The sequence below is a fragment of the Pantoea leporis genome (assembly GCF_028048155.1).
In the GTDB taxonomy this organism is placed as follows: Bacteria; Pseudomonadota; Gammaproteobacteria; order Enterobacterales; family Enterobacteriaceae; genus Pantoea; species Pantoea leporis.
In genome coordinates this window covers 672,136-693,088 of record NZ_JALMEU010000001.1, presented here as the reverse complement: position 1 = coordinate 693,088, position 20,953 = coordinate 672,136, and the positions used below count along the sequence as shown (strand labels likewise).

Below are 20,953 nucleotides of genomic sequence, written 5' to 3'. Positions count from 1 at the left end.
AGGCCGCGCGTATCTGGCAATATCGTGATCTGCGTCTACACTTAATTCTGACGATGTTCGCAGTCAGCCTGGCGAGTGAGTTTAAATGATGTTTGTTTGTGGAGTGTTATCTATCGAAATTCCGTGTTATCTGCAAAACCTCCTCGCACACACTTCTGCGGTAGCAACCGCCTCGATCACCCAGCCAGCCTCCGAACATCCTGTAATGACAAATTCCACAAGACAGGAGAAGAGTCGTGACCTCCGCGGTTAATCACAACAGCACCTTGCCGTCATTAAGTGGCGGACTCTACGCCTTCTTTTTTGATGTAGACGGCACGCTGGCAGCGATTCAGTCGCAGCCCGAGTCGGTCTCCATTCCCGCTCCGGTACGCCAGCTGCTGCAACACATTTCCAATCTTAGCCACGGCGCCTTAGCGCTGGTTTCCGGCCGTCCGATTGCGCAACTCGACGCCTTAGTCGCGCCACTCGAAGCCCCCGCCGCGGGCGTGCACGGTGCAGAACGCCGCGATGCGGCGGGCCGCGTGCATCGCCACAGCTTGCCGGGGGATATTGCGCAAACACTGCAAACTGAACTGCAGCAGACGCTGGATCAGTGGCCCGATACGCTATTAGAAGTGAAAGGCATGGCATTTGCGCTTCACTATCGCAATGCGCCGCAGTACGAAAACGCCATTATGCAGCTGGCCGAAGACGCCGTTGCACGCTTTCCCGAGCTGGCGCTTCAGCCAGGTAAATGCGTGGTGGAACTGAAGCCGCAAGGCATTGATAAAGGCGCTGCCGTACGTGAGTTCATGCAGGAAGCACCCTTTGCCGGACGCATTCCGGTATTTGTGGGAGACGACCTGACAGATGAAAAAGGATTCCTCGTGGTAAATGCCATGCAGGGGATCTCTGTCAAAGTCGGTGAAGGGGCCAGCCATGCACGCTATCGCCTCAACAGCGTTGAGGCCGTATGGCACTGGCTTGAACAACTATTATTACAACTAGAACATGACAATGTTGGTAAGGAGTTTAGGTTATGAGTCGTTTAGTCGTCGTATCTAACCGTATCGCGATCCCCGATGGTAGCAAGGCCAGCGCAGGCGGGCTTGCTGTCGGTATTTTAGATGCACTGCGAGATACCGGTGGATTATGGTTTGGCTGGAACGGAGAGATCAGCGAATTCTCGGGTGAAGAAGAGGATGAAGAACTTACGCAGATCGAAAAAGACGGCATCACCTATGCGTCACTGCCGCTTAATCAAAACGATTATGATCAATATTATCTCCAGTTCTCCAATACCGTGATTTGGCCGGCGTTCCACTATCGCCTCGATCTGGTGCAGTATCAGCGCGAAGCCTGGGATGGCTACTGCCGCGTCAATACTTTGCTGGCGCAGCGCCTTAAACCGCTGCTGAAGCCCGACGATATTCTGTGGATCCACGATTATCATCTGCTGCCGTTTGCCGCCGAGCTGCGCAAGCAGGGCATTAATAACCGCATCGGATTCTTTCTGCATATCCCGTTCCCGACGCCAGAGATCTTCAATGCTCTGCCGCCGCATCAGGAGCTGCTGGAGATGCTGTGCGACTACGATCTGCTGGGCTTCCAGACAGAATCTGACCGCGTAGCTTTCCTTGATAGCCTGAGCCAGCTGACGCAGCTGCAGAATAAAGGAGAGAAGAAGCATCGTGCCTTCGGTAACACCTTTATGACTGAGGTCTATCCGATTGGTATTGAGCCAGACACCATTAAAGAGATGGCGGAAGGACCGCTGCCACCGAAAATGGCGGCGATGAAACGCGATTTGGGCGATCTGCAGAATATCATTGCCTGTGAGCGCCTGGATTACTCTAAAGGATTGCCGGAGCGTTTCCTGGCCTTCGAAGCCCTGCTGGAGAATTTCCCGCAGCACCGCGGCAAAATTCGCTACTCGCAAATTGCGCCCACCTCGCGCGGCGATGTGCAGGCTTATCAGGACATCCGTCACCAGCTGGAAACGGAAGCGGGGCGCATCAACGGTAAATACGGCACGCTGGGCTGGACGCCGCTCTATTACCTCAATCAGCACTTTGATCGTCGTCTGTTAATGAAGATCTTCCGTCTCACCAACGTCGGCTTGATTACGCCGCTGCGTGACGGCATGAATCTGGTGGCGAAAGAGTATGTAGCAGCGCAGGACCCGGATAACCCTGGCGTGTTGGTGTTGTCCCGCTTTGCTGGTGCGGCCAATGAGCTGACTTCCGCGCTGATCGTCAATCCGTACGATCGTGATGACGTGGCGGCGGCGCTCGATCGCGCGTTGACCATGCCGCGTACCGAACGTATCTCGCGTTACAACGACATGATGGCGGTGTTGCGCAAACAGGATATTTCACACTGGCGTGAAAGCTTCCTGAAAGATTTAAATACTTTGCCGGTACGCAGTGATGATCACGGTACGGTAAATAAAGTCGCTACCTTTCCGAAATTAGCGTAACGCTTAATTGCACAATACATTGCGCCGCTACGGTAAATGCTAACATTGGGTGCTTTGCTCACTTATTGCACACTTCCGTAGCGGCGCGATTTATCGCACATTTTTGAATTTACGCTCCGCTGCACAGCGTTTTCACGCGCCACTGTAACTTCACGAAATCGATTTCATTTCTTTAAGCGCTAATGCGCTGACTCATCAGCAAAAAGCGCACGATTTGGTTAAAAAGCATACAACCGAAAGGCAAAAAGAGCTTTTTTTCCTCGCAACCCTAAAGATCTCAGGTGGCAGGCCGATAGTCATCGCGGAGCAAACCGAAAAATGCCTATTCATTCATTTCTCTAATGTAACGCCCTGTTACATCCCCTGCCGTGCGCTAAACACTCCCTACAATCCACTAACAGTTCCCTGGCGCTCTGCGCCCAGACTTCACGCTTCGCTAGCGTCTCGCTTTACGGCACATGGGCAATATTCCCTGTAAGTGATTAATTTAGAAGCGAATAGTTTCATGCTAATTCAGAGTATTATGCTGCATATAATCCTTTATATGGCGTGTTATAGCACCCTAATTCCTATAGGACAGATAACTGATCGCGTTGTAATGACAATCTTCCGCACAGCCTAAAATCCGCCTTACTTCAGCAAAATATTAAGGAAATAATCAGAAATCGAGCAAAAAATGGACAACAGAAAAGCGCTGCTGAAGGTTTAGAGAAAAAATTTGCCTTAAAAGTGTGACGTGGATCACACTTTATCTAAAATTTCGCGCCACTCACGTTGTATGTCGAAATCAGACAATATAGATTTGCCTTGTTTTCAGATTAGTCTTAAAAAACTGTAAGCAGACGTCACGGAAGATGGTTACAACTCAAGCAAAGAATGGCCTGGAGTTTTGATTACTACAGATCAGTGTCCTGACGAAAAGTGCAACAGTCAGGAGCACGTTGGCTCAAGCCTGATTATTTTTTGCCATCTTTAGATTTACCAACCAGCAGCCCGAACCATAGAACAATTTAATTCTGTGGCCGTATATGTGTCGCGTCTATCAGGATGGAAAAAAATGGGTACATCAGAATTACTAAAACATATATATGACATCAATCTGTCATATTTGCTCCTTGCTCAGCGTTTAATTAACCAGGAAAAAGCTTCAGCAATGTTTCGTTTAGGCATCGATGAATCGATGGCTGATGCATTGTCGCAATTAACTTTACCTGAGATGGTAAAATTAGCGGAAACCAACCAACTGGTTTGCCAGTTCCGATTTACCGATCACAACCATATTAATCGCCTGACTCAAGAGTCACGTGTGGATGACTTACAGCAAATCCACACCGGTATTTTATTATCCAGCCGTCTCCTGCGAAATGCGTCTAAAGATGACGTCTCTGCGAAGAAGAGGGCCGTTTAATGAGCGAAAAAAGTATTGTTCAGGAAGCGCGTGATATTCAGCTGGCCATGGAGCTGATTACATTGGGCGCACGACTGCAAATGCTGGAGAGTGAAACTCAGCTGAGCCGTGGTCGCCTGATTAAACTCTATAAAGAGTTGCGTGGTGCGCCACCACCGAAAGGTATGCTGCCATTCTCTACCGATTGGTTCATGACCTGGGAACAAAATATTCACTCTTCTATGTTCTGTAACGCCTGGCAGTTCCTGCTGAAAACCGGCTTGAACAGTGGCGTTGAAGCGGTAATCAAAGCTTATCGCTTGTATCTTGAGCAGTGTCCGCAATCGGACGAGGGCCCGCTGTTGGCGCTAACGCGTGCATGGACCCTGGTGCGATTCGTTGAAAGTGGCATGCTGGAACTGTCTGACTGTAAGTGCTGTGGTGGCAGCTTTATTAACCACGCTCATCAGCCCATCGGCAGCTTTGTCTGCAGCCTGTGCCAGCCGCCATCACGTGCCGTAAAAAGACGTAAACTTTCTGCAGATTCTGCCGATACCTTTCCACAACTGCTGGATGAACAGGTTAAACGCGCCGTTTAAGTTTGTTCGCATCGTGGAAAACATCCAGCAGCGGTTAATACCGCTGCTTTTTTTTTGCCTGCGATAAACGAATAACACCTGCGGCTCTCTGGCTTAACTTCCATCAACACGTTACGGACGTAAGGATTTTTTGTGCTGATAATTCTGGGTTATATCGTGGTCGTCGGCTCCGTGTTGGGCGGCTACGCGATGGTCGGCGGACATTTAGGCGCGCTTTATCAACCGGCGGAGCTGATCATTATCGGCGGTGCCGGTATTGGTGCCTTTTTAGTCGGCAATAATGGCAAATCGATTAAGAAAACATTAAAAGCGCTGCCATTGTTAATGCGCGGCTCGAAATATAACAAAGCCGTATACATGGATTTAATGGCGCTGCTTTATCGCCTGATGGCGAAATCCCGTCAGCAAGGCATGTTGTCATTAGAACGTGACATTGAAGATCCCAGCCAGAGTGAAATTTTCGCTAACTATCCGCGTATTTTGTCCGATAAACAGTTAGTCGATTTTATTACCGATTATTTGCGTTTGATGGTCAGCGGAAATATGAACGCCTTCGAAATTGAAGCGTTGATGGATGAAGAGATTGAGACCTACGAGCACGAGTGTGAAGTCCCCGCGCAAAGTATCTCGGCGGTGGGTGATGGCTTACCGGCTTTCGGTATTGTCGCGGCGGTAATGGGCGTGGTGCACGCACTGGCGTCAGCCGACCGTCCGGCGGCCGAATTGGGTGCGTTAGTGGCCCATGCGATGGTCGGTACCTTCCTCGGAATTTTACTGGCCTACGGCTTTATCTCTCCGCTGGCGTCGGTGCTGCGTCAGAAATGTGCCGAAACCACCAAGATGATGCAGTGCGTGAAGGTGACGTTGCTCTCCAGCCTCAACGGTTACGCACCGCAAATCGCGGTGGAATTTGGTCGTAAAACGCTTTACTCCGCTGAACGTCCGTCGTTCTCGGAGCTGGAAGAGCACGTGCGTAACGCCAAGAACCCGGCGAAACAAACTTCGGATGAGAATTCATGAAAGCAGGCAATCGCCCCATTGTGCTGGTTAAAAAGCGCAAACATAAAGGTCACCATGGGAGCCACGGTTCGTGGAAGATTGCCTATGCCGACTTTATGACGGCGATGATGGCGTTCTTTATGGTGATGTGGTTGCTCTCCATCTCCAGCCCCAAAGAGTTGGTCCAGATTGCGGAATACTTTAAAACGCCGCTGAAAGTGGCGTTGACCGGCGGTCAGCGCAGCAGCGACAGCGAAAGTCCGATCCCCGGCGGCGGCGATGATCCGACGCAGCAGAAAGGTGAAGTGAAGAAGATTGTCGATATGGATGCGCAGAAGAAGAAGCTGGAGGAGATCCGCCTGAATCGCCTGCGTGAAAAGCTCGACCAGCTGATTGAAGCCGACCCGCGTCTGAAAGCGCTGCGTCCGCATCTGATCATCAACATGGTCGAAGAGGGACTGCGCATTCAGATTATCGATAGCCAGAACCGCCCGATGTTTAAAACCGGCAGCGCGGACGTGGAGCCTTACATGCGCGACATCCTGCGCACTATCGCGCCGGTGCTGAATGATATTCCGAACAAAATCAGCCTCGCGGGTCACACCGATGATTTCCAGTATGCCAACGGCGATCGTGGCTACAGCAACTGGGAACTGTCGGCGGATCGTGCCAATGCCTCACGGCGCGAGCTGGTGATTGGTGGCCTCGACGGCGCCAAAATGCTGCGTGTGGTCGGTATGGCCGACACCATGAAGCTGAAAAACCGTGGTGCTAATGATGCAGTCAACCGCCGCATTAGCCTGCTGGTGTTGAATCACGACACCGAAGCGGCGATTGAAAAAGAGAATGCCGAGAGCGATGCCGTTCAGGTGAGCGACCCGGCGCAAATGATTCCCAACATTACCGCACCCGCTGTACCGGCTGCGTCGACTGCCCCAACAGGTTCCACTGCAACACCGGCTGCGCCGACTGCTGCAACGGCCCCTGCGGCAGCGGCGACGCCCACGGCGAGCGCGGTGACACCAGACCAACCCTCACAGCCGAGGTGATCCCGTGAGCATGGACATCAGCGATTTTTACCAGACGTTTTTCGATGAAGCCGATGAGCTGTTAGCGGATATGGAGCAACACCTGTTGGGACTTGATCCCCAGGAGCCCGATTCCGAGCAGTTGAATGCCATCTTCCGCGCCGCCCACTCCATCAAGGGCGGAGCCGGTACGTTTGGCTTTACGGTTTTACAGGAAACCACCCACATCCTGGAAAACATTCTGGATGGTGCGCGCCGCGGCGAGATGCAGCTCAGCACCGATATCATCAACCTGTTTTTGGAAACCAAAGATATTATGCAAGAACAGCTCGATGCCTATAAAACGGCGCAGGAGCCGAATGCAGAAAGCTTTAAATATATCTGTGAAGCGCTGCGTCAGCTGGCACTGGAAGCGAAAGGCATTGCGCCTGAAGCGCCCAAAGTCGCCGAAGTGGTTGAGATCGCAGCACCAGTTGCGGCCGCAGGTCTGCGCCTGCAACTGGTTGACCTGAAAGAGAAAGAGCCGGAGCTGATGCTGGAGGAGCTCGGCAATCTCGGTACCGTCAGCAACGTGGTGAAAGGCGCCAATTCGCTGGACGTTACCATTGATGGCGTCGGCAAAGATGACATCGTTGCGGTGCTCTGTTTTGTGCTGGATGAAGCACAGATTCACTTCCCGACAGGCGCGGCGGCCGTTGCCGACGCCCCGGTTGCTGAAGTGGCTGCTGAACCGGTGCAAACCGCCACCGTCACCGATATCACGCCAGCGGTGAAGCGCGAACCTAAACGTGCCGCCGCACCGGCTAAAGGCAGCGAATCCAGCAGCATCCGTGTTGCCGTCGAGAAAGTGGACCAGCTGATTAACCTGGTTGGCGAACTGGTGATCACCCAATCGATGCTGGCACAGCGCTCCGGTGCGCTGGATCCGGTGGCGCACGGCGACCTGCTGAACAGCATGGGTCAGCTGGAGCGTAACGCCCGCGATTTGCAGGAATCGGTGATGTCGATTCGTATGATGCCGATGGAGTACGTCTTCAGCCGCTTCCCGCGTCTGGTCCGCGATTTGGCTAGCAAGCTGGGCAAAGAAGTGGAGCTGACGCTGCTCGGCAGCTCAACCGAGCTGGATAAGAGCCTGATTGAACGCATCATCGATCCGTTAACGCACCTGGTGCGTAACAGCCTCGATCACGGTATCGAAACTCCGGAAAAACGTCTGGCTGCGAATAAAACCGCCGTTGGCAACCTGACGCTGTCGGCGGAACATCAGGGCGGCAACATCTGCATCGAAGTGATCGATGACGGTGCCGGTCTGAACCGCGAACGTATTCTGGCTAAAGCGCTGTCGTCCGGCCTGCCGGTCAGCGACAGCATGAGCGATGAAGAAGTCGGCATGCTGATCTTCGCGCCGGGCTTCTCCACCGCTGAGCAGGTCACCGATGTGTCGGGCCGTGGCGTGGGCATGGACGTGGTGAAACGGAATATTCAGGAGATGGGCGGTCACGTTGAAATCTCCTCGAAGCAGGGCAAGGGCACCACCATTCGCATCCTGCTGCCGCTGACGCTGGCGATCCTCGACGGCATGTCGGTACGCGTCGCTAATGAAGTGTTCATTCTGCCGCTCAACGCGGTAATGGAATCGCTGCAGCCAACCGCAGAAGAGCTGAAACCGCTGGCCGGTGGCGAGCGCGTGCTGGAAGTGCGTGGCGAATACCTGCCGCTGGTGGAGCTGTGGAATGTGTTTGAGGTGCAGAACGCCAAAACCGACGCCACGCAAGGCATTGTGGTGATTCTGCAAAGCGCAGGCCGTCGCTATGCGCTGCTGGTCGATCAGCTGATTGGTCAGCATCAGGTGGTAGTGAAAAACCTTGAAAGCAACTATCGCAAAGTGCCGGGCATCTCTGCCGCCACCATTTTAGGCGATGGTAGCGTGGCGCTGATTGTGGATGTCTCAGCACTGCAATCGTTGAACCGTGAAAAGCGTGTGGCCGGTGCCGCAGCGTAATAGATAACGAAAGGGTAAAAAAATGACTGACATGGCAACCGTGACCAAAATCGCTGGCGAAACCGTGGGCCAGGAATTCTTAGTTTTCACACTGGGTGACGAAGAGTACGGCATCGACATTCTGAAAGTGCAGGAGATTCGCGGTTACGATCAGGTAACCCGCATCGCCAACACGCCGGAATTCATCAAAGGCGTCACCAACCTGCGCGGCGTGATCGTGCCGATCATCGACCTGCGCGTGAAGTTCTCGCAGCCGGATGTGGTGTACAACGAGAACACCGTGGTGATCGTGCTGAATCTTGAGCATCGCGTGGTGGGCATCGTGGTCGATGGCGTTTCTGACGTGCTGTCGCTGACGCAAGAGCAGATTCGTCCTTCACCGGAGTTCGCGGTCACCATGTCCACCGAGTACCTGACCGGTCTGGGCGCGCTGGGTGAACGTATGCTGATTCTGGTCGACATCGAAAAGCTGCTGAGCAGCGAAGAGATGGCGCTGGTGGATAACCTGCGTACTGCATAGTCCCCGCAACGGGCCGCGCTGCTGCGGCCCGTTATCATTACATACATTAATTAATTCCTTACAAATCAACAATAAATCCGCAAAAAATCGCTGTAATATCCCTCAATCTTCTCCGCCCCTGGTCGATAACCGATCGGTACGATTTTTTCCTTCATTTTCAGGGCAAACTATGTTTACGAGAATCCGCGTTGTCACCAGCTTATTGCTGGTGTTGTTAGTGTTTGGCTTTTTACAGCTGGCATCCGGCTCACTGTTTTTTAAAGCGCTAAGCGATGACAAAAACAGTTTTAACGTTTCACAACTGGCGAGCAAAAACACCGCCGCCATCAACGACGCCTACATGAGCCTCAATCAGAGCCGTGTGGTGTTAACCCGCATTCAGCTGCGCATGGCAACCAGCAAACTGACCGGTACCGAAGCGGACATCGCCGGTTTGTACGGCGACAGCAAAGCCTTCCAGAAAGAGGCCGCCGATAACTACCAGCTGTTTAAAGCGACGCCGGACACGCCGGGACAGGATGCCGCGCTCAACAAACGTCTCGATCAAACCTATACCGCCTATGCCAGCGCGCTAGGCCAGTTGCAGGACGCGTTGGTCGCAAAAGATCTCGATCAGGCAGCCAAAGCGCCGGTTGCGCCAAGCCAAAACGCCTTCCTGAAAGAGTACCGCCAATGGCGTGCCGATCAGGATCGCCTGACTGCGGCGGGCGTCGAAGCCAACAGCTCAGCCTACGATCACATGATCTGGCTGTTAGGCGCGGTGCTGGCGATTGTGGTGGCGGTGATTGTGCTGTGCTGGTTTGGCATGCGCAAAATCCTCATCAAGCCGCTTAATGACAACATCCAGCATATTCAGCACATTGCGCAGGGCGATTTGACGCAGCGCATCGCGGTCGAAGGACGCAACGAAATGAGCCAGCTGGCGGAAAGCCTGCATGAGATGCAGCAGTCGCTGGTGCGCACGGTGAGTGATGTGCGTGACGGTTCGGATGCCATCTTTACCGGAGCGAGCGAAATCTCTGCGGGCAACAACGATCTCTCGGCACGTACCGAAGAGCAGGCGGCTTCACTGGAGCAGACCGCCGCCAGCATGGAACAGCTGACCGCCACCGTGAAGCAGAACGCCGAAAACGCGCGTCAGGCGTCGCAGCTGGCGTTGAGTGCTTCCGAAACCGCGCAGAAGGGCGGTGATGTGGTGCAAGGCGTGGTGCGCACCATGAGCGACATCGCCGGCAGTTCGAAGAAGATCGCCGACATCACCAGCGTTATCGATGGCATTGCCTTCCAGACCAATATTCTGGCGTTGAACGCGGCGGTAGAAGCGGCGCGCGCCGGCGAGCAAGGCCGTGGCTTTGCGGTGGTCGCGGGTGAAGTGCGTAATCTGGCCCAGCGCAGCGCGCAGGCGGCGAAAGAGATTAAAGGGCTGATTGAAGACTCTGTTAGCCGCGTGAACAGTGGATCTGAATTGGTGGGCACCGCCGGTGAGACCATGAGCGATATCGTTAATGCGGTAACGCGCGTCACCGACATCATGGGCGAAATCGCCTCGGCGTCGGATGAGCAGAGCCGTGGTATCGATCAGGTTGGCCAGGCGGTAACGGAGATGGATCGCGTGACGCAGCAGAACGCCTCGCTGGTGGAAGAGTCTGCGGCGGCGGCGGCCTCGCTGGAAGAGCAGGCCAGTCGCCTGAGCCAGTCGGTGGCGGTGTTCCGCGTACCCCGCGCGGCACACGCGCAGCCGCAGGCCAGAAGCGGCGTGCGTCATCCGCAGATCGCACCACCCACGCTCGGCACACCGCGTAAAGCGCTGACCGGCGCGGCTGGGGACAGCAACTGGGAAACGTTTTAAGTTTCGGAGTGGTCGGTCCCTCGCCCTAACCCTCTCCCACACGTGGGAGAGGGAACTGTCCGAGCCAGCATGTGGCAGCGTCTCCCTCTCCCGCCTGCGGGAGAGGGCCGGGGTGAGGGACAACCCGCACCACCCAATGCGCCTTTATCGCTCAGCCGATAAAGGCGCATTTTTTTACTGTTAATTTCTTTAGTTATAAAACACTGCAATCATGCTCAAACGCAGAGTTTTAATTCGTAAAGTAGCTTAAGCACCCTGAAAAATTCAGATTGCCGGTCGATAACTGGGGAAGCCGAAACGCATCCCTGGAGATCCCATGTTAAAACGAATCAATGTAGTGACCAGTTTAATCGCCGTATTACTGGTGTTTGGCGCTTTACAATTACTGTCGGGTGGCCTGTTCTGGTCCGCCTTACAAAAAGATAAAGAGGCGTTTGCGGTAGCGCAGATCTCCTCCAACAACGTTGGCGCGATGTCCGACGCCTGGATTGAACTGAACCAAACCCGCACCGTACTCAACCGCGCCATGTTGCGTATGCAGGGCACCATGGCCGCGCAGTCGAATGGCGGTCAGCTGAGTGCCTTAATCGCCCAGACCGAAAAACAACTCAATGTGGCTGCCGGCCACTATCAACGCTACTACGACTTGCCAGCCACGCCGGGCTTGCCAGACGCGCTGCGCGATAAGCTGGAAGCGAACTACGCCGCTTTCAACGACGGGTTGAAAGCGATGCTGGATCGCCTGAAAGCCAACGATCTGCAAGGCATGTTTGCGCAGAACATCGAAGCTAAACAGGTCGCGATGAAAGCCACTTACGAAGAGTGGCGGACGGAGCAAAGCACATTGGCGGCAGAAGGCGTGGCGCAGAATCAGCGCGCCTTCCACACCATGATGTGGCTGCTGGCGTCGGTGGCGCTGGTGGTGATTGCGGTGATCGTTGGCTGCTGGTTCGGCCTGCGTAGCGTGCTGATTCAGCCGCTGCATCAGCTGCTGGCGCATATTCGCCATATTGCTGCGGGCGATCTCACGCAAAATATCGTGGTGGAAGGGCGCAACGAAATGAGCCAGCTGGCGGGAAGCCTGCATGAAATGCAGCAGTCGCTGGTCAGCACCGTGGGCAATGTACGTGACGGTTCCGATGCGATTTTCACCGGCGCCAGCGAAATCGCCGCCGGGAATAACGATCTGTCGGCGCGTACCGAAGAGCAGGCCGCCTCGCTGGAGCAGACGGCGGCCAGCATGGAGCAGCTCACCGCGACGGTGAAACAGAATGCCGAGAATGCGCGTCAGGCGTCGCAGCTGGCACTCAGCGCGTCCGATACCGCACGCAAAGGTGGCGAGGTGGTCGATGGCGTGGTGCGTACCATGCAGGATATCGCCGGCAGCTCGAAGAAGATCGCCGACATTATCAGCGTGATCGATGGCATCGCCTTCCAGACCAATATCCTGGCGCTGAACGCGGCGGTAGAAGCGGCGCGTGCCGGTGAACAGGGCCGTGGATTTGCTGTGGTGGCCGGTGAAGTGCGTAACCTGGCGCAGCGCAGTGCGCAGGCGGCGAAAGAGATTAAAGGCTTGATCGAAGACTCGGTGAACCGCGTCAACAACGGCTCGCAGCTGGTCGGCACCGCCGGAGAAACCATGAACGATATCGTCGGCGCCGTTACGCGCGTCACCGATATTATGGGCGAAATCGCCTCGGCATCTGATGAGCAGAGCCGTGGTATCGATCAGGTGGGACAAGCGGTGACCGAGATGGACCGCGTCACCCAGCAGAACGCCTCGCTGGTGGAAGAGTCCGCCGCCGCCGCCGCATCACTGGAAGAGCAGGCGAGCCGCCTGAGCCAGTCGGTATCGGTGTTCCGCATTCCGCGCGCCGCACAGGCGCAACCGAAGGCGAGCACGGTGCGCCAGATCGCCAGCGCACCGCGCAAAGCGGCTGCCGCGCCGGTGAGTGAGGGTAACTGGGAGACGTTTTAAGTTTTGAGTCGTTTGTCCCTCACCCCGGCCCTCTCCCGTAAACGGGAGAGGGAGACGCCGCCATATGTTAGCTCGATCAATTCCCTCTCCCGCCTGCGGGAGAGGGTTAGGGTGAGGGACAGCGAGCACCCATCAACCCCCCGCTGGTCCAACCCCTGCGAACACACATAAAGATCCCCTCAGAAAAGCCGATAACAGAGGCGATCCGCCAACCAATGAGGTGTTTATGTTTAGTCGTATTCGTGTTGTATCCGGCCTGCTGTGCGTGCTGGCGCTGTTTGCCTTACTGCAGCTGTTCTCCGGTGGAGTGTTCTACTCCACGGTCAAAGCCGATAAAGAAAATTTTGCCTATAACCAGCGTCTTAGCACGCTGCAGCGGGCAATGGGCACCTCATGGGTATCGCTGGTTCAGGCGCGTAACACGCTGAACCGTGCGGGGATCCGTTACCTGCTGGACAGTCAGCAGGCTGGCTCAGGCGCAACCGTGAAAGATCTGGTGGCGCTGGCGAGTGAGGAGTTGAAGCACGCTGATGAGGGTTTTGCTGAATTTAACGCCAACCTGTCTGAAAAGGGCAAAAAGGCCGAGAACGTGCTGACGCTACAGGCCAACTACAACGCCTATCGCGGAGCATTGGGTGAGTTGATCGATTTCCTCTGTAGTGGAAATTTCAAAGGATTTGTCGATCAGCCGACGCAGGGATTCCAGGACAAGTTTGCTAAGGATTACAACGAATGGTTGAGCTACAACATTGTGCTCGCCAATCAGGGCATTGCAGCCAATGAGGCGGCTTACAACCAATCCATCATGCTGGTGGTCGGCACGCTGCTGGTGACCTTGCTGGTGATTGCGCTGGTGTGGAGCGGCATGCGTACGGTGCTGATTCGTCCGCTAAAGCACAGCATCGAGCACATTCGTCACATCGCGCGTGGCGATTTGACGCAGCAGGTGGAGATCACGGTGCGCAACGAGATGGGCGAGCTGCTCACCTCGGTGCAAGAGATGCAGCAAGAGCTGGCGCGGACGGTGCGTACCGTGCGTGACGGTTCCGATGCGATCTACACCGGTGCGAGTGAAATCGCCATGGGCAACAACGATCTCTCCTCGCGTACCGAGCAGCAAGCGGCTTCGCTGGAAGAGACCGCTGCCAGCATGGAGCAGTTAACCGCCACCGTGAAGCAGAATGCCGAAAATGCCCGTCAGGCGTCACAGCTGGCGCTCACCGCCTCGGAGACCGCGCAGCAGGGCGGCAAAGTGGTGGATGGCGTGGTGACTACCATGAAAGAGATCACCGGCAGTTCGAAGAAAATCGCTGACATTATCAGCGTGATCGATGGCATTGCCTTCCAGACCAATATCCTCGCACTGAACGCTGCGGTAGAAGCAGCACGCGCCGGTGAGCAGGGACGTGGATTTGCCGTGGTAGCGGGCGAGGTGCGCAGTCTGGCACAGCGCAGCGCGCAGGCGGCGAAAGAGATTAAAGGATTGATCGAGGATTCGGTCAGCCGTGTCAACACCGGTTCCGTGCTGGTGGAGAGCGCCGGGGAAACCATGACCAACATCGTGAATGCGGTCACGCGGGTCACCGACATCATGGGCGAAATTGCCTCGGCGTCGGACGAGCAGAGCCGTGGTATCGATCAGGTCGGTCTGGCGGTGAACGAGATGGATCGCGTGACGCAGCAGAACGCCGCGCTGGTCGAAGAGTCGGCAACGGCGGCGGCCGCGCTGGAAGATCAGGCCAGCCGACTGAAACAGTCGGTTGCGGTGTTCAATATCGGTAAAGAATTTGTCGTTCAGGCCGTTAACGTATCTACAGCGGCAAAAAATTTGCGTTCCGGCACGCCAAAAGCACTGGCACCGGCAGGCGCACGTAGCACTGACGATAACTGGGAAACCTTTTAATCCTTGTGGCCGCCGCAAGGCGGCCCATGAGAATGGCGCGACTGGCAGCACAGTAGCAACCGCAGTATCACAATTTAAACAGTTTGTTGCCGGGTGACCTGAAATGAAGAAATCGACGTTATTGGATCAAAGTGAAGCGACCACGCTGCTCTCGCAAATGGTGCAGCGGTTACCGCTCTCAGATACGCATTTTCGTCGCATTAGCCAGCTGATCTATCAGCGCGCGGGCATTGTGCTGGCCGACCACAAACGCGAGATGGTTTACAACCGTTTAGTGCGTCGTCTGCGCATGCTGAATATTGATGACTTTGGCCGCTATCTGGCGCTGCTGGAGCAAGACCAAAACAGTGCGGAGTGGCAGGCGTTTATTAACGCGCTGACCACCAATCTGACCTCTTTCTTCCGCGAGGCGCATCACTTTCCGATCCTCGCGGATCATGCGCGTAAGCGCACGGGTAACTACAGCGTGTGGAGCACCGCCGCCTCAACCGGCGAAGAGCCGTACTCCATCGCCATGACGCTGGCGGAAACGCTGGGCACCGGTCCGGGTAAATTCCAGGTCCACGCCAGCGATATCGATACCCAGGTGCTAGAGAAAGCCGTGGCCGGCGTGTATCGCCAGGAAGAGCTACGCACGCTATCGCAGTCGCAGCTGCAGCGCTTTTTCCTGCGCGGCACCGGTCCGCATGAAGGCATGGTGCGCGTGCGTTCCGACCTCGCCAACATGGTGAACTATACGCAACTGAATTTACTGGCACACGACTGGGCGTTGCCGGGTCCGTTCGACGCAATTTTCTGTCGCAACGTGATGATTTATTTCGATAAAGAGACGCAGGAACAGATTCTGCGCCGTTTCGTGCCTCTGCTGAAACCCGGCGGTCTGCTGTTTGCCGGGCATTCAGAGAACTTTAGTCAGATCAGCAAAGAGTTCTGGCTGCGTGGACAGACAGTCTATGGACTGAGCAAGGAAAGACGATGAGCAAAATCACCGTGATGTGCGTGGATGACTCTGCGCTGATGCGACAGTTGATGACAGAAATCATCAACAGCCATCCCGATATGGAGATGGTCGCGAGTGCGCCCGATCCGCTGGTGGCGCGGGATTTAATCAAACAGTACAACCCGCAGGTATTGACGCTGGATGTGGAGATGCCGCGCATGGATGGCCTCGATTTCCTCGAGAAGCTGATGCGCCTGCGTCCGATGCCGGTGGTGATGGTCTCCTCGCTGACCGGTAAAGGTTCAGAAGTGACGCTGCGCGCGCTGGAGTTGGGTGCGGTGGATTTTGTCACCAAGCCACAGCTCGGCATCCGCGAAGGCATGCTGGCGTATAGCCAGATGATTGCTGACAAGATCCGCGCCGCCGCGCGCGCCAAGCTGCATGTGCGTGCCTCCACGCCGATGCCGGTCACGCTGAAAGCCGGCCCGTTGCTGAGCAGTGAAAAGCTGATTGCCATCGGCTCGTCCACCGGCGGCACCGAGGCGATTCGCCATGTGCTGCAGCCGCTGCCGGCGACCAGCCCGGCGCTGCTGATTACCCAGCATATGCCGCCAGGTTTTACGCGCTCGTTTGCCGAGCGTCTGAACAAGCTGTGCCAGATCACCGTGAAAGAAGCGGAAGACGGCGAGCGTATTCTGCCCGGCCACGCCTATATCGCGCCGGGCGCCATGCACATGGAGCTGGGCCGCAGCGGGGCCAACTATGTGGTGAAACTGAATGACGGTCCGCCAGTGAACCGACACAAGCCATCGGTGGATGTGCTGTTCCGTTCGGTGGCGGTACACGCAGGACGAAATGCGGTGGGTGTGATTCTGACCGGGATGGGTAACGACGGCGCGGCCGGGATGCTGGAAATGCATCGCGCGGGCGCCTGGACCATCGCGCAGGATGAAGCCAGCTGCGTGGTATTTGGTATGCCGCGCGAAGCGATTGCGATGGGCGGCACCAGTGAAGTGGTCGATTTAGGCCACATCAGTCAGCACATGCTGGCGAAAATTAGCGCCGGACAGGCATTGCGAATTTAACGAGCCCGTCCTGCTGGACGAGACAACACGGGAGTAGATATGGCTGATAAAAATATGCGCTTTTTGGTGGTGGATGACTTCAATACGATGCGTCGTATCGTCCGTAACCTGCTGAAAGAGCTTGGATTCAATAACGTTGAAGAAGCAGAAGATGGCGTCGATGCGCTGACCAAACTGCGTGCCGGTGGCTTTGATTTCGTGGTTTCCGACTGGAATATGCCGAACATGGACGGTCTGGAGCTGCTGCAAACCATCCGTGCTGACGCCACGCTGAACAAACTGCCGGTGCTGATGGTGACCGCGGAAGCGAAGAAAGAGAATATCATCGCGGCCGCGCAGGCGGGCGCCAGCGGCTACGTGGTGAAGCCGTTCACGGCGGCCACGCTGGAAGAGAAGTTAGGCAAAATATTCGAAAAACTGGGTATGTAAGGAGATGTGATGAGCGACCTTCCGAAATCAACCGAAGAAGCCTCGGCACACGACATTATTACCCGCATCGGCTCACTGACGCGCATGTTGCGTGACAGTTTGCGTGAGCTGGGGTTAGACCAGGCAATTGCTGAAGCGGCGGAAGCGATTCCTGATGCGCGCGATCGTCTGGATTATGTTGTGCAAATGACGGCGCAAGCGGCAGAACGTGCGTTGAACTGCGTTGAAGCAGCGCAGCCACACCAGGACCAAATGGAAGCCGGCGCCAACCAGCTGAAAGGCCGTTGGGATGCGTGGTTTGAAAATCCGATTGAACTGACAGATGCGCGCGAGTTGGTTTCGGATACGCGCCAGTTCCTGACTGACGTTCCGGGACACACGTCGTACACCAATAAGCAGTTGCTCGAAATCATGATGGCGCAGGATTTCCAGGACCTGACCGGTCAGGTGATCAAGCGCATGATGGATGTGATCCAGGAGATCGAGCGTCAGCTATTGATGGTGCTGCTGGAGAATATGCCAGAAGCCAACGCCGCGGCGCGTAAAGAGGGCAACAGCCTGCTGAACGGTCCGCAGATCCACGCCAATGCACCCGGCGTGGTGGCGAACCAGGATCAGGTTGATGACCTGCTGGATAGCTTAGGGTTTTAAACACGTTTGCCCTCACCCTAACCCTCTCCCACAGGTGGGAGAGGGAACCGTTCGGGCCTGCATATGGCAGCGTCTCCCTCGCCCGCTTGCGGGAGAGGGCCGGGGTGAGGGACAGCGCGTACCGCACCTTACACCGCGCGCTTCTGCGTCAACGCCGACTGCGCCACCAGTACCTGCACGCCTAACGCCTCAAACGCCGCGACTTGCGCCGGCGAAATGCCGCTATCGGTAATCAGATAGTGAATATGGCTCCAGTCGCACGGCAGCGCGAACATCGACACCTTATCGATCTTGCTGGAATCCGCCACCACATACACGCTGTTAGCCGAATTGATCATCGCCATTTTCACCTTGATATCGGTCTCGCTGGGAAAGCTCAAACCGAGACGCGGTGAGATACAGGCCGTGGCAAGAAACAGCTTCTCCGCCAGCACGTTTTCGAAAAACGAGGCGGCTTTCTCACCTGAAGTCGAAAGCGTCGGGAACTTAAAAGTGCCACCGGTCAGCAAAATATTGATACCCGGCTCGCCACCCAGCTTCAGCGCGATATTCACCGCCGTGGTGATCACCGATAAACGACGAATATGGCTGATCGCCTCGGCAATGGCCGTGGTGGTGGTACCGGAATCGAAAATCACCGTGTCGCCATTTTCCACATGCTGCGCGGCAAGGCGGCCAATCGCCTGTTTTTCTTCCAGATGTGTTTGACGCTCCAGCAACATCGCGCCGGTATTCTGCTTGCCGGTCATCAGCGTGGCGCCGCCGTGATAACGCTGTACGTGCCCCTCTTGCTGCAACATGCGCAAGTCGGTGCGAATGGTGGCTTCGGTCAGGCCGAAGGTATCGGTCAGCGCTTTAACCGTGACGGTGCCGTCTTCGCGGATCATCTCCAGAATCTTCTCACGGCGCTGCTGCATATCTGCCAGCTGCTCAGTTTTGCTTTTCAATCGAAATGCTCCCTCTTTCCAATCACGGTCGGGTTTCGCCAATAAGGAAACCCGAGCTGATTTTACTCTGCGATTTGGCCATTTGCGAGGTAGCTTCCAGAAACATTCATTTTCGAATGAAAATCATCATTTGCTATGCGATTGAGTTCGCAGAAAGCCGTCAGCAGCTCGCTCCATGTCCTGAACGCGGCGAATTTTGCAAATTCAACAAAATCATAAAGATAATTTTTATTGCTGCAATTTGTATGAAATTTGATCTCCTCCACAAACCATTATTAATCGATAGCTTATATTTTTGTTCGAAAATGATATGTGTAAAAACGATAACCCGGCCAGCAACAACCAGCGCCGCCGTACACCATTATGGAGAGAGACGATGAGTGGGGAATATGACGTTAACCTGCGCTACGGCGTGAACATTGAGCAGGATTTAACCGGCAAAGTGGCGGTAGTCACCGGCGGGCTGGGCGGGATTGCGATGGCCAGTAATGCCATGCTGCTGGAGAAGGGCGCACGGCTGGCGCTGCTTTATCCGCCCTTCGAAAGTGACAAAGTGGCGGGCGTGCAGGATCAATTTGCTGCCGATCGCGTGCTGCTGGTGTGCTGCGACGTGACCGATCCGGCCTCGGTTGAAGCGGCATTTGATCGCGTCGAACAGCATTACGGTCAGATTGATATCCTGGTGAACTGCGCGGGCTACGTGATGTTGCAACCGGTGTTAGAAACCGATTTTGCCGAGTGGCAGAAGCAGATCGACGTCAATCTCACCGGTCCTTTCCTCTGCTCGCAGGAGGCCGGTAAACGCATGGTGCGCGCCGGTAACGGCGGCAAAATCATCAACATTGCGTCGCAGGCCGCCTCCATCGCTATCGACAACCACGTTGCTTACACCTCCGCCAAAGCCGGTCTGCTCGGCATGACCAAAGTGATGGCCAAAGAGTTCGCTCCCTATCGCATTAACGTCAATACCTTATCGCCCACCGTGGTGCTGACGCCGATGGGTGAAAAAGCCTGGCGCGGTGAGAAGGGCGAGCAGATGAAAAAGCTGATCCCGCTGGGACGCTTTGCCTATACCGACGAAATCGCCGCCGCGGTGCTGTTCTTCGCCAGCAACGGCAGCGACATGATCACCGGCGCAGATTTGATGATCGACGGTGGCTTTACCATCTGGTAAGCCGCGCCAACACCAGAACGGCTGACCCTGCGTGACCCACTATAACAATGAGAGAACCTCACCATGAAAAAACGTACCCTGCTGTTAACTGCTATTGCCAGTTGCCTGATCTCCCAAGCCAGTTTCGCTGCCGATAAAGGCACCATCATGATCCTGGTGAACTCGCTGGATAACCCGTATTACGCCTCCGAAGCCAAAGGTGCCAACCTCAAAGCGCAGGAGCTGGGCTATAAAACCAGCGTGCTGTCGCATGGCGAAGATGTGAAAAAGCAAAGTGAACTGATTGATGCCGCCATCGGCAAAAAGGTGCAGGGCATCGTGCTGGATAACGCCGACTCCACCGCCAGCGTCGCCGCGATTAAAAAAGCCAAAGATGCCGGCATTCCGGTGGTGCTGATCAACCGCGAAATCCCGGTGGATGACGTGGCGCTGGCGCAGATCACCCACAACAACTTCCAGGCCGGCTCCGACGTGGCAAACGTGTTTGTGGAGAAGATGGGGGAAAAGGGCAGCTACGCGGAACTCACCTGTAACCTTGCTGACAACAACTGCGTCACACGCTCCAAATCCTTCCATCAGGTGCTCGATCAATATTCCGACATGAAAAGCGTGGCGCGTCAGGATGCCAAAGGCACGCTGATTGACGGCAAACGTATCATGGACAGCATTCTGCAGGCGCATCCGGATGTGAAAGGCGTGATCTGCGGTAACGGTCCCGTGGCGCTGGGTGCGATTGCAGCCCTGAAAGCAGCAGGCCGTAACGACGTCATCGTGGTCGGCATTGACGGCAGCAATGATGAACGTGACGCGGTGGAAAAAGGGGATCTGAAAGCTACGGTGATGCTGCAGGCACAAGCCATCGCCGCACAGGGCGTGACCGACCTCGACAACTTTATTCAGAAAGGCACCAAGCCTGAGAAGCAGCGCGTGATGTTCCGCGGCATTCTCATTACGCCAGACAACGCCAAAGGCGTGCAGGACTTTAACTTCAAGTCGTAATC

General features: G+C 55.4%; 18 protein-coding genes. 17 read left to right on the top strand and 1 reads right to left on the bottom strand.

Translation table 11 applies throughout. The features are described 5' to 3' along the window. The first annotated feature begins 236 nt into the window (after positions 1 to 236). From otsB to cheZ, 15 genes are all read left to right on the top strand, one after another. Entirely contained in the window at positions 237 to 1,025 is a 789-nt protein-coding gene (gene otsB / locus MWH02_RS03230) for a trehalose-phosphatase (RefSeq protein WP_101760738.1), read from the top strand. Beyond that, a complete protein-coding gene (otsA, locus tag MWH02_RS03225; RefSeq protein WP_101760737.1) occupies positions 1,022 to 2,461 on the top strand; it encodes an alpha,alpha-trehalose-phosphate synthase in 1,440 nt (479 codons plus the stop codon). Before otsB ends, otsA begins: the two co-directional genes overlap by 4 nt. A gap of 1,057 nt (positions 2,462 to 3,518) precedes the next feature. Then, positions 3,519 to 3,869 (top strand): flagellar transcriptional regulator FlhD, encoded by a 351-nt coding sequence (gene flhD, locus MWH02_RS03220; protein ID WP_008102850.1) that lies wholly within the window; start codon positions 3,519 to 3,521, stop codon positions 3,867 to 3,869. Then, the gene (gene flhC / locus MWH02_RS03215; RefSeq protein WP_101760736.1) at positions 3,869 to 4,447 is read left to right on the top strand and encodes a flagellar transcriptional regulator FlhC; all 579 of its coding nucleotides are present in this window, start codon (positions 3,869 to 3,871) and stop codon (positions 4,445 to 4,447) included. The genes flhD and flhC overlap by 1 nt, the downstream gene beginning before the upstream one ends. A gap of 132 nt (positions 4,448 to 4,579) precedes the next feature. Continuing rightward, on the top strand, positions 4,580 to 5,467 hold the full coding sequence (gene motA / locus MWH02_RS03210; protein ID WP_007891047.1) for a flagellar motor stator protein MotA: 888 nt from the start codon (positions 4,580 to 4,582) through the stop codon (positions 5,465 to 5,467). Then, the gene (gene motB, locus MWH02_RS03205; RefSeq protein WP_101760735.1) at positions 5,464 to 6,495 is read left to right on the top strand and encodes a flagellar motor protein MotB; all 1,032 of its coding nucleotides are present in this window, start codon (positions 5,464 to 5,466) and stop codon (positions 6,493 to 6,495) included. The genes motA and motB overlap by 4 nt, the downstream gene beginning before the upstream one ends. Before the next feature lie 10 nt (positions 6,496 to 6,505). Further along, a complete protein-coding gene (gene cheA / locus MWH02_RS03200) occupies positions 6,506 to 8,476 on the top strand; it encodes a chemotaxis protein CheA (protein WP_192233597.1) in 1,971 nt (656 codons plus the stop codon). Positions 8,477 to 8,498: 22 nt separating this feature from the next. Further along, the gene (cheW, locus tag MWH02_RS03195; protein ID WP_008102858.1) at positions 8,499 to 8,996 is read left to right on the top strand and encodes a chemotaxis protein CheW; all 498 of its coding nucleotides are present in this window, start codon (positions 8,499 to 8,501) and stop codon (positions 8,994 to 8,996) included. A 169-nt stretch (positions 8,997 to 9,165) separates the two neighbouring features. Then, positions 9,166 to 10,845 (top strand): methyl-accepting chemotaxis protein, encoded by a 1,680-nt coding sequence (locus MWH02_RS03190; protein ID WP_217546855.1) that lies wholly within the window; start codon positions 9,166 to 9,168, stop codon positions 10,843 to 10,845. 316 nt (positions 10,846 to 11,161) lie between these two features. Further along, positions 11,162 to 12,823: a methyl-accepting chemotaxis protein gene (locus MWH02_RS03185; RefSeq protein WP_192233601.1), complete on the top strand. Its 1,662-nt coding sequence runs from the start codon at positions 11,162 to 11,164 to the stop codon at positions 12,821 to 12,823. Positions 12,824 to 13,049: 226 nt separating this feature from the next. Then, positions 13,050 to 14,726, top strand: coding sequence for a methyl-accepting chemotaxis protein (locus tag MWH02_RS03180; RefSeq protein WP_271459888.1), 1,677 nt, complete (start codon positions 13,050 to 13,052; stop codon positions 14,724 to 14,726). Between the two features lie 103 nt (positions 14,727 to 14,829). After that, entirely contained in the window at positions 14,830 to 15,705 is an 876-nt protein-coding gene (gene cheR / locus MWH02_RS03175; protein WP_101764604.1) for a protein-glutamate O-methyltransferase CheR, read from the top strand. Next, positions 15,702 to 16,751: a protein-glutamate methylesterase/protein-glutamine glutaminase gene (locus MWH02_RS03170; protein WP_008102868.1), complete on the top strand. Its 1,050-nt coding sequence runs from the start codon at positions 15,702 to 15,704 to the stop codon at positions 16,749 to 16,751. The genes cheR and MWH02_RS03170 overlap by 4 nt, the downstream gene beginning before the upstream one ends. 39 nt (positions 16,752 to 16,790) lie before the next feature. Then, positions 16,791 to 17,180, top strand: coding sequence for a chemotaxis response regulator CheY (cheY, locus tag MWH02_RS03165; protein ID WP_008102871.1), 390 nt, complete (start codon positions 16,791 to 16,793; stop codon positions 17,178 to 17,180). A 9-nt stretch (positions 17,181 to 17,189) separates the two neighbouring features. Further along, complete coding sequence (cheZ, locus tag MWH02_RS03160) at positions 17,190 to 17,831, top strand: protein phosphatase CheZ (protein ID WP_101764603.1); 642 nt, start codon at positions 17,190 to 17,192, stop codon at positions 17,829 to 17,831. Between the two features lie 128 nt (positions 17,832 to 17,959). Here the strand turns inward: cheZ and MWH02_RS03155 are convergent, their stop codons facing one another. After that, a complete protein-coding gene (locus tag MWH02_RS03155) occupies positions 17,960 to 18,778 on the bottom strand; it encodes a DeoR/GlpR family DNA-binding transcription regulator (protein WP_110865995.1) in 819 nt (272 codons plus the stop codon). A gap of 376 nt (positions 18,779 to 19,154) precedes the next feature. On the opposite strand from MWH02_RS03155, the gene MWH02_RS03150 reads away from it, so the two are divergent. Together MWH02_RS03150 and MWH02_RS03145 are read left to right on the top strand one after the other, a co-directional pair. After that, the gene (locus MWH02_RS03150; RefSeq protein WP_192413554.1) at positions 19,155 to 19,952 is read left to right on the top strand and encodes a GolD/DthD family dehydrogenase; all 798 of its coding nucleotides are present in this window, start codon (positions 19,155 to 19,157) and stop codon (positions 19,950 to 19,952) included. A gap of 63 nt (positions 19,953 to 20,015) precedes the next feature. Then, positions 20,016 to 20,951, top strand: coding sequence for a D-ribose ABC transporter substrate-binding protein (locus MWH02_RS03145; RefSeq protein WP_101764600.1), 936 nt, complete (start codon positions 20,016 to 20,018; stop codon positions 20,949 to 20,951). Positions 20,952 to 20,953: the final 2 nt, after the last annotated feature.

Excerpts from the sequence above, each read along its gene's own strand:
- MWH02_RS03170 (WP_008102868.1), top strand. The coding sequence starts at position 15,702 with ATGAGCAAAATCACCGTGATGTGCGTGGATGACTCTGCGCTGATGCGA.
- cheZ (WP_101764603.1), top strand. The coding sequence starts at position 17,190 with ATGAGCGACCTTCCGAAATCAACCGAAGAAGCCTCGGCACACGACATT.
- cheY (WP_008102871.1), top strand. The coding sequence starts at position 16,791 with ATGGCTGATAAAAATATGCGCTTTTTGGTGGTGGATGACTTCAATACG.
- MWH02_RS03185 (WP_192233601.1), top strand. The coding sequence starts at position 11,162 with ATGTTAAAACGAATCAATGTAGTGACCAGTTTAATCGCCGTATTACTG.
- cheW (WP_008102858.1), top strand. The coding sequence starts at position 8,499 with ATGACTGACATGGCAACCGTGACCAAAATCGCTGGCGAAACCGTGGGC.
- MWH02_RS03190 (WP_217546855.1), top strand. The coding sequence starts at position 9,166 with ATGTTTACGAGAATCCGCGTTGTCACCAGCTTATTGCTGGTGTTGTTA.
- MWH02_RS03150 (WP_192413554.1), top strand. The coding sequence starts at position 19,155 with ATGAGTGGGGAATATGACGTTAACCTGCGCTACGGCGTGAACATTGAG.
- cheR (WP_101764604.1), top strand. The coding sequence starts at position 14,830 with ATGAAGAAATCGACGTTATTGGATCAAAGTGAAGCGACCACGCTGCTC.
- cheA (WP_192233597.1), top strand. The coding sequence starts at position 6,506 with ATGGACATCAGCGATTTTTACCAGACGTTTTTCGATGAAGCCGATGAG.
- flhD (WP_008102850.1), top strand. The coding sequence starts at position 3,519 with ATGGGTACATCAGAATTACTAAAACATATATATGACATCAATCTGTCA.
- flhC (WP_101760736.1), top strand. The coding sequence starts at position 3,869 with ATGAGCGAAAAAAGTATTGTTCAGGAAGCGCGTGATATTCAGCTGGCC.
- otsA (WP_101760737.1), top strand. The coding sequence starts at position 1,022 with ATGAGTCGTTTAGTCGTCGTATCTAACCGTATCGCGATCCCCGATGGT.
- motB (WP_101760735.1), top strand. The coding sequence starts at position 5,464 with ATGAAAGCAGGCAATCGCCCCATTGTGCTGGTTAAAAAGCGCAAACAT.
- MWH02_RS03180 (WP_271459888.1), top strand. The coding sequence starts at position 13,050 with ATGTTTAGTCGTATTCGTGTTGTATCCGGCCTGCTGTGCGTGCTGGCG.
- MWH02_RS03145 (WP_101764600.1), top strand. The coding sequence starts at position 20,016 with ATGAAAAAACGTACCCTGCTGTTAACTGCTATTGCCAGTTGCCTGATC.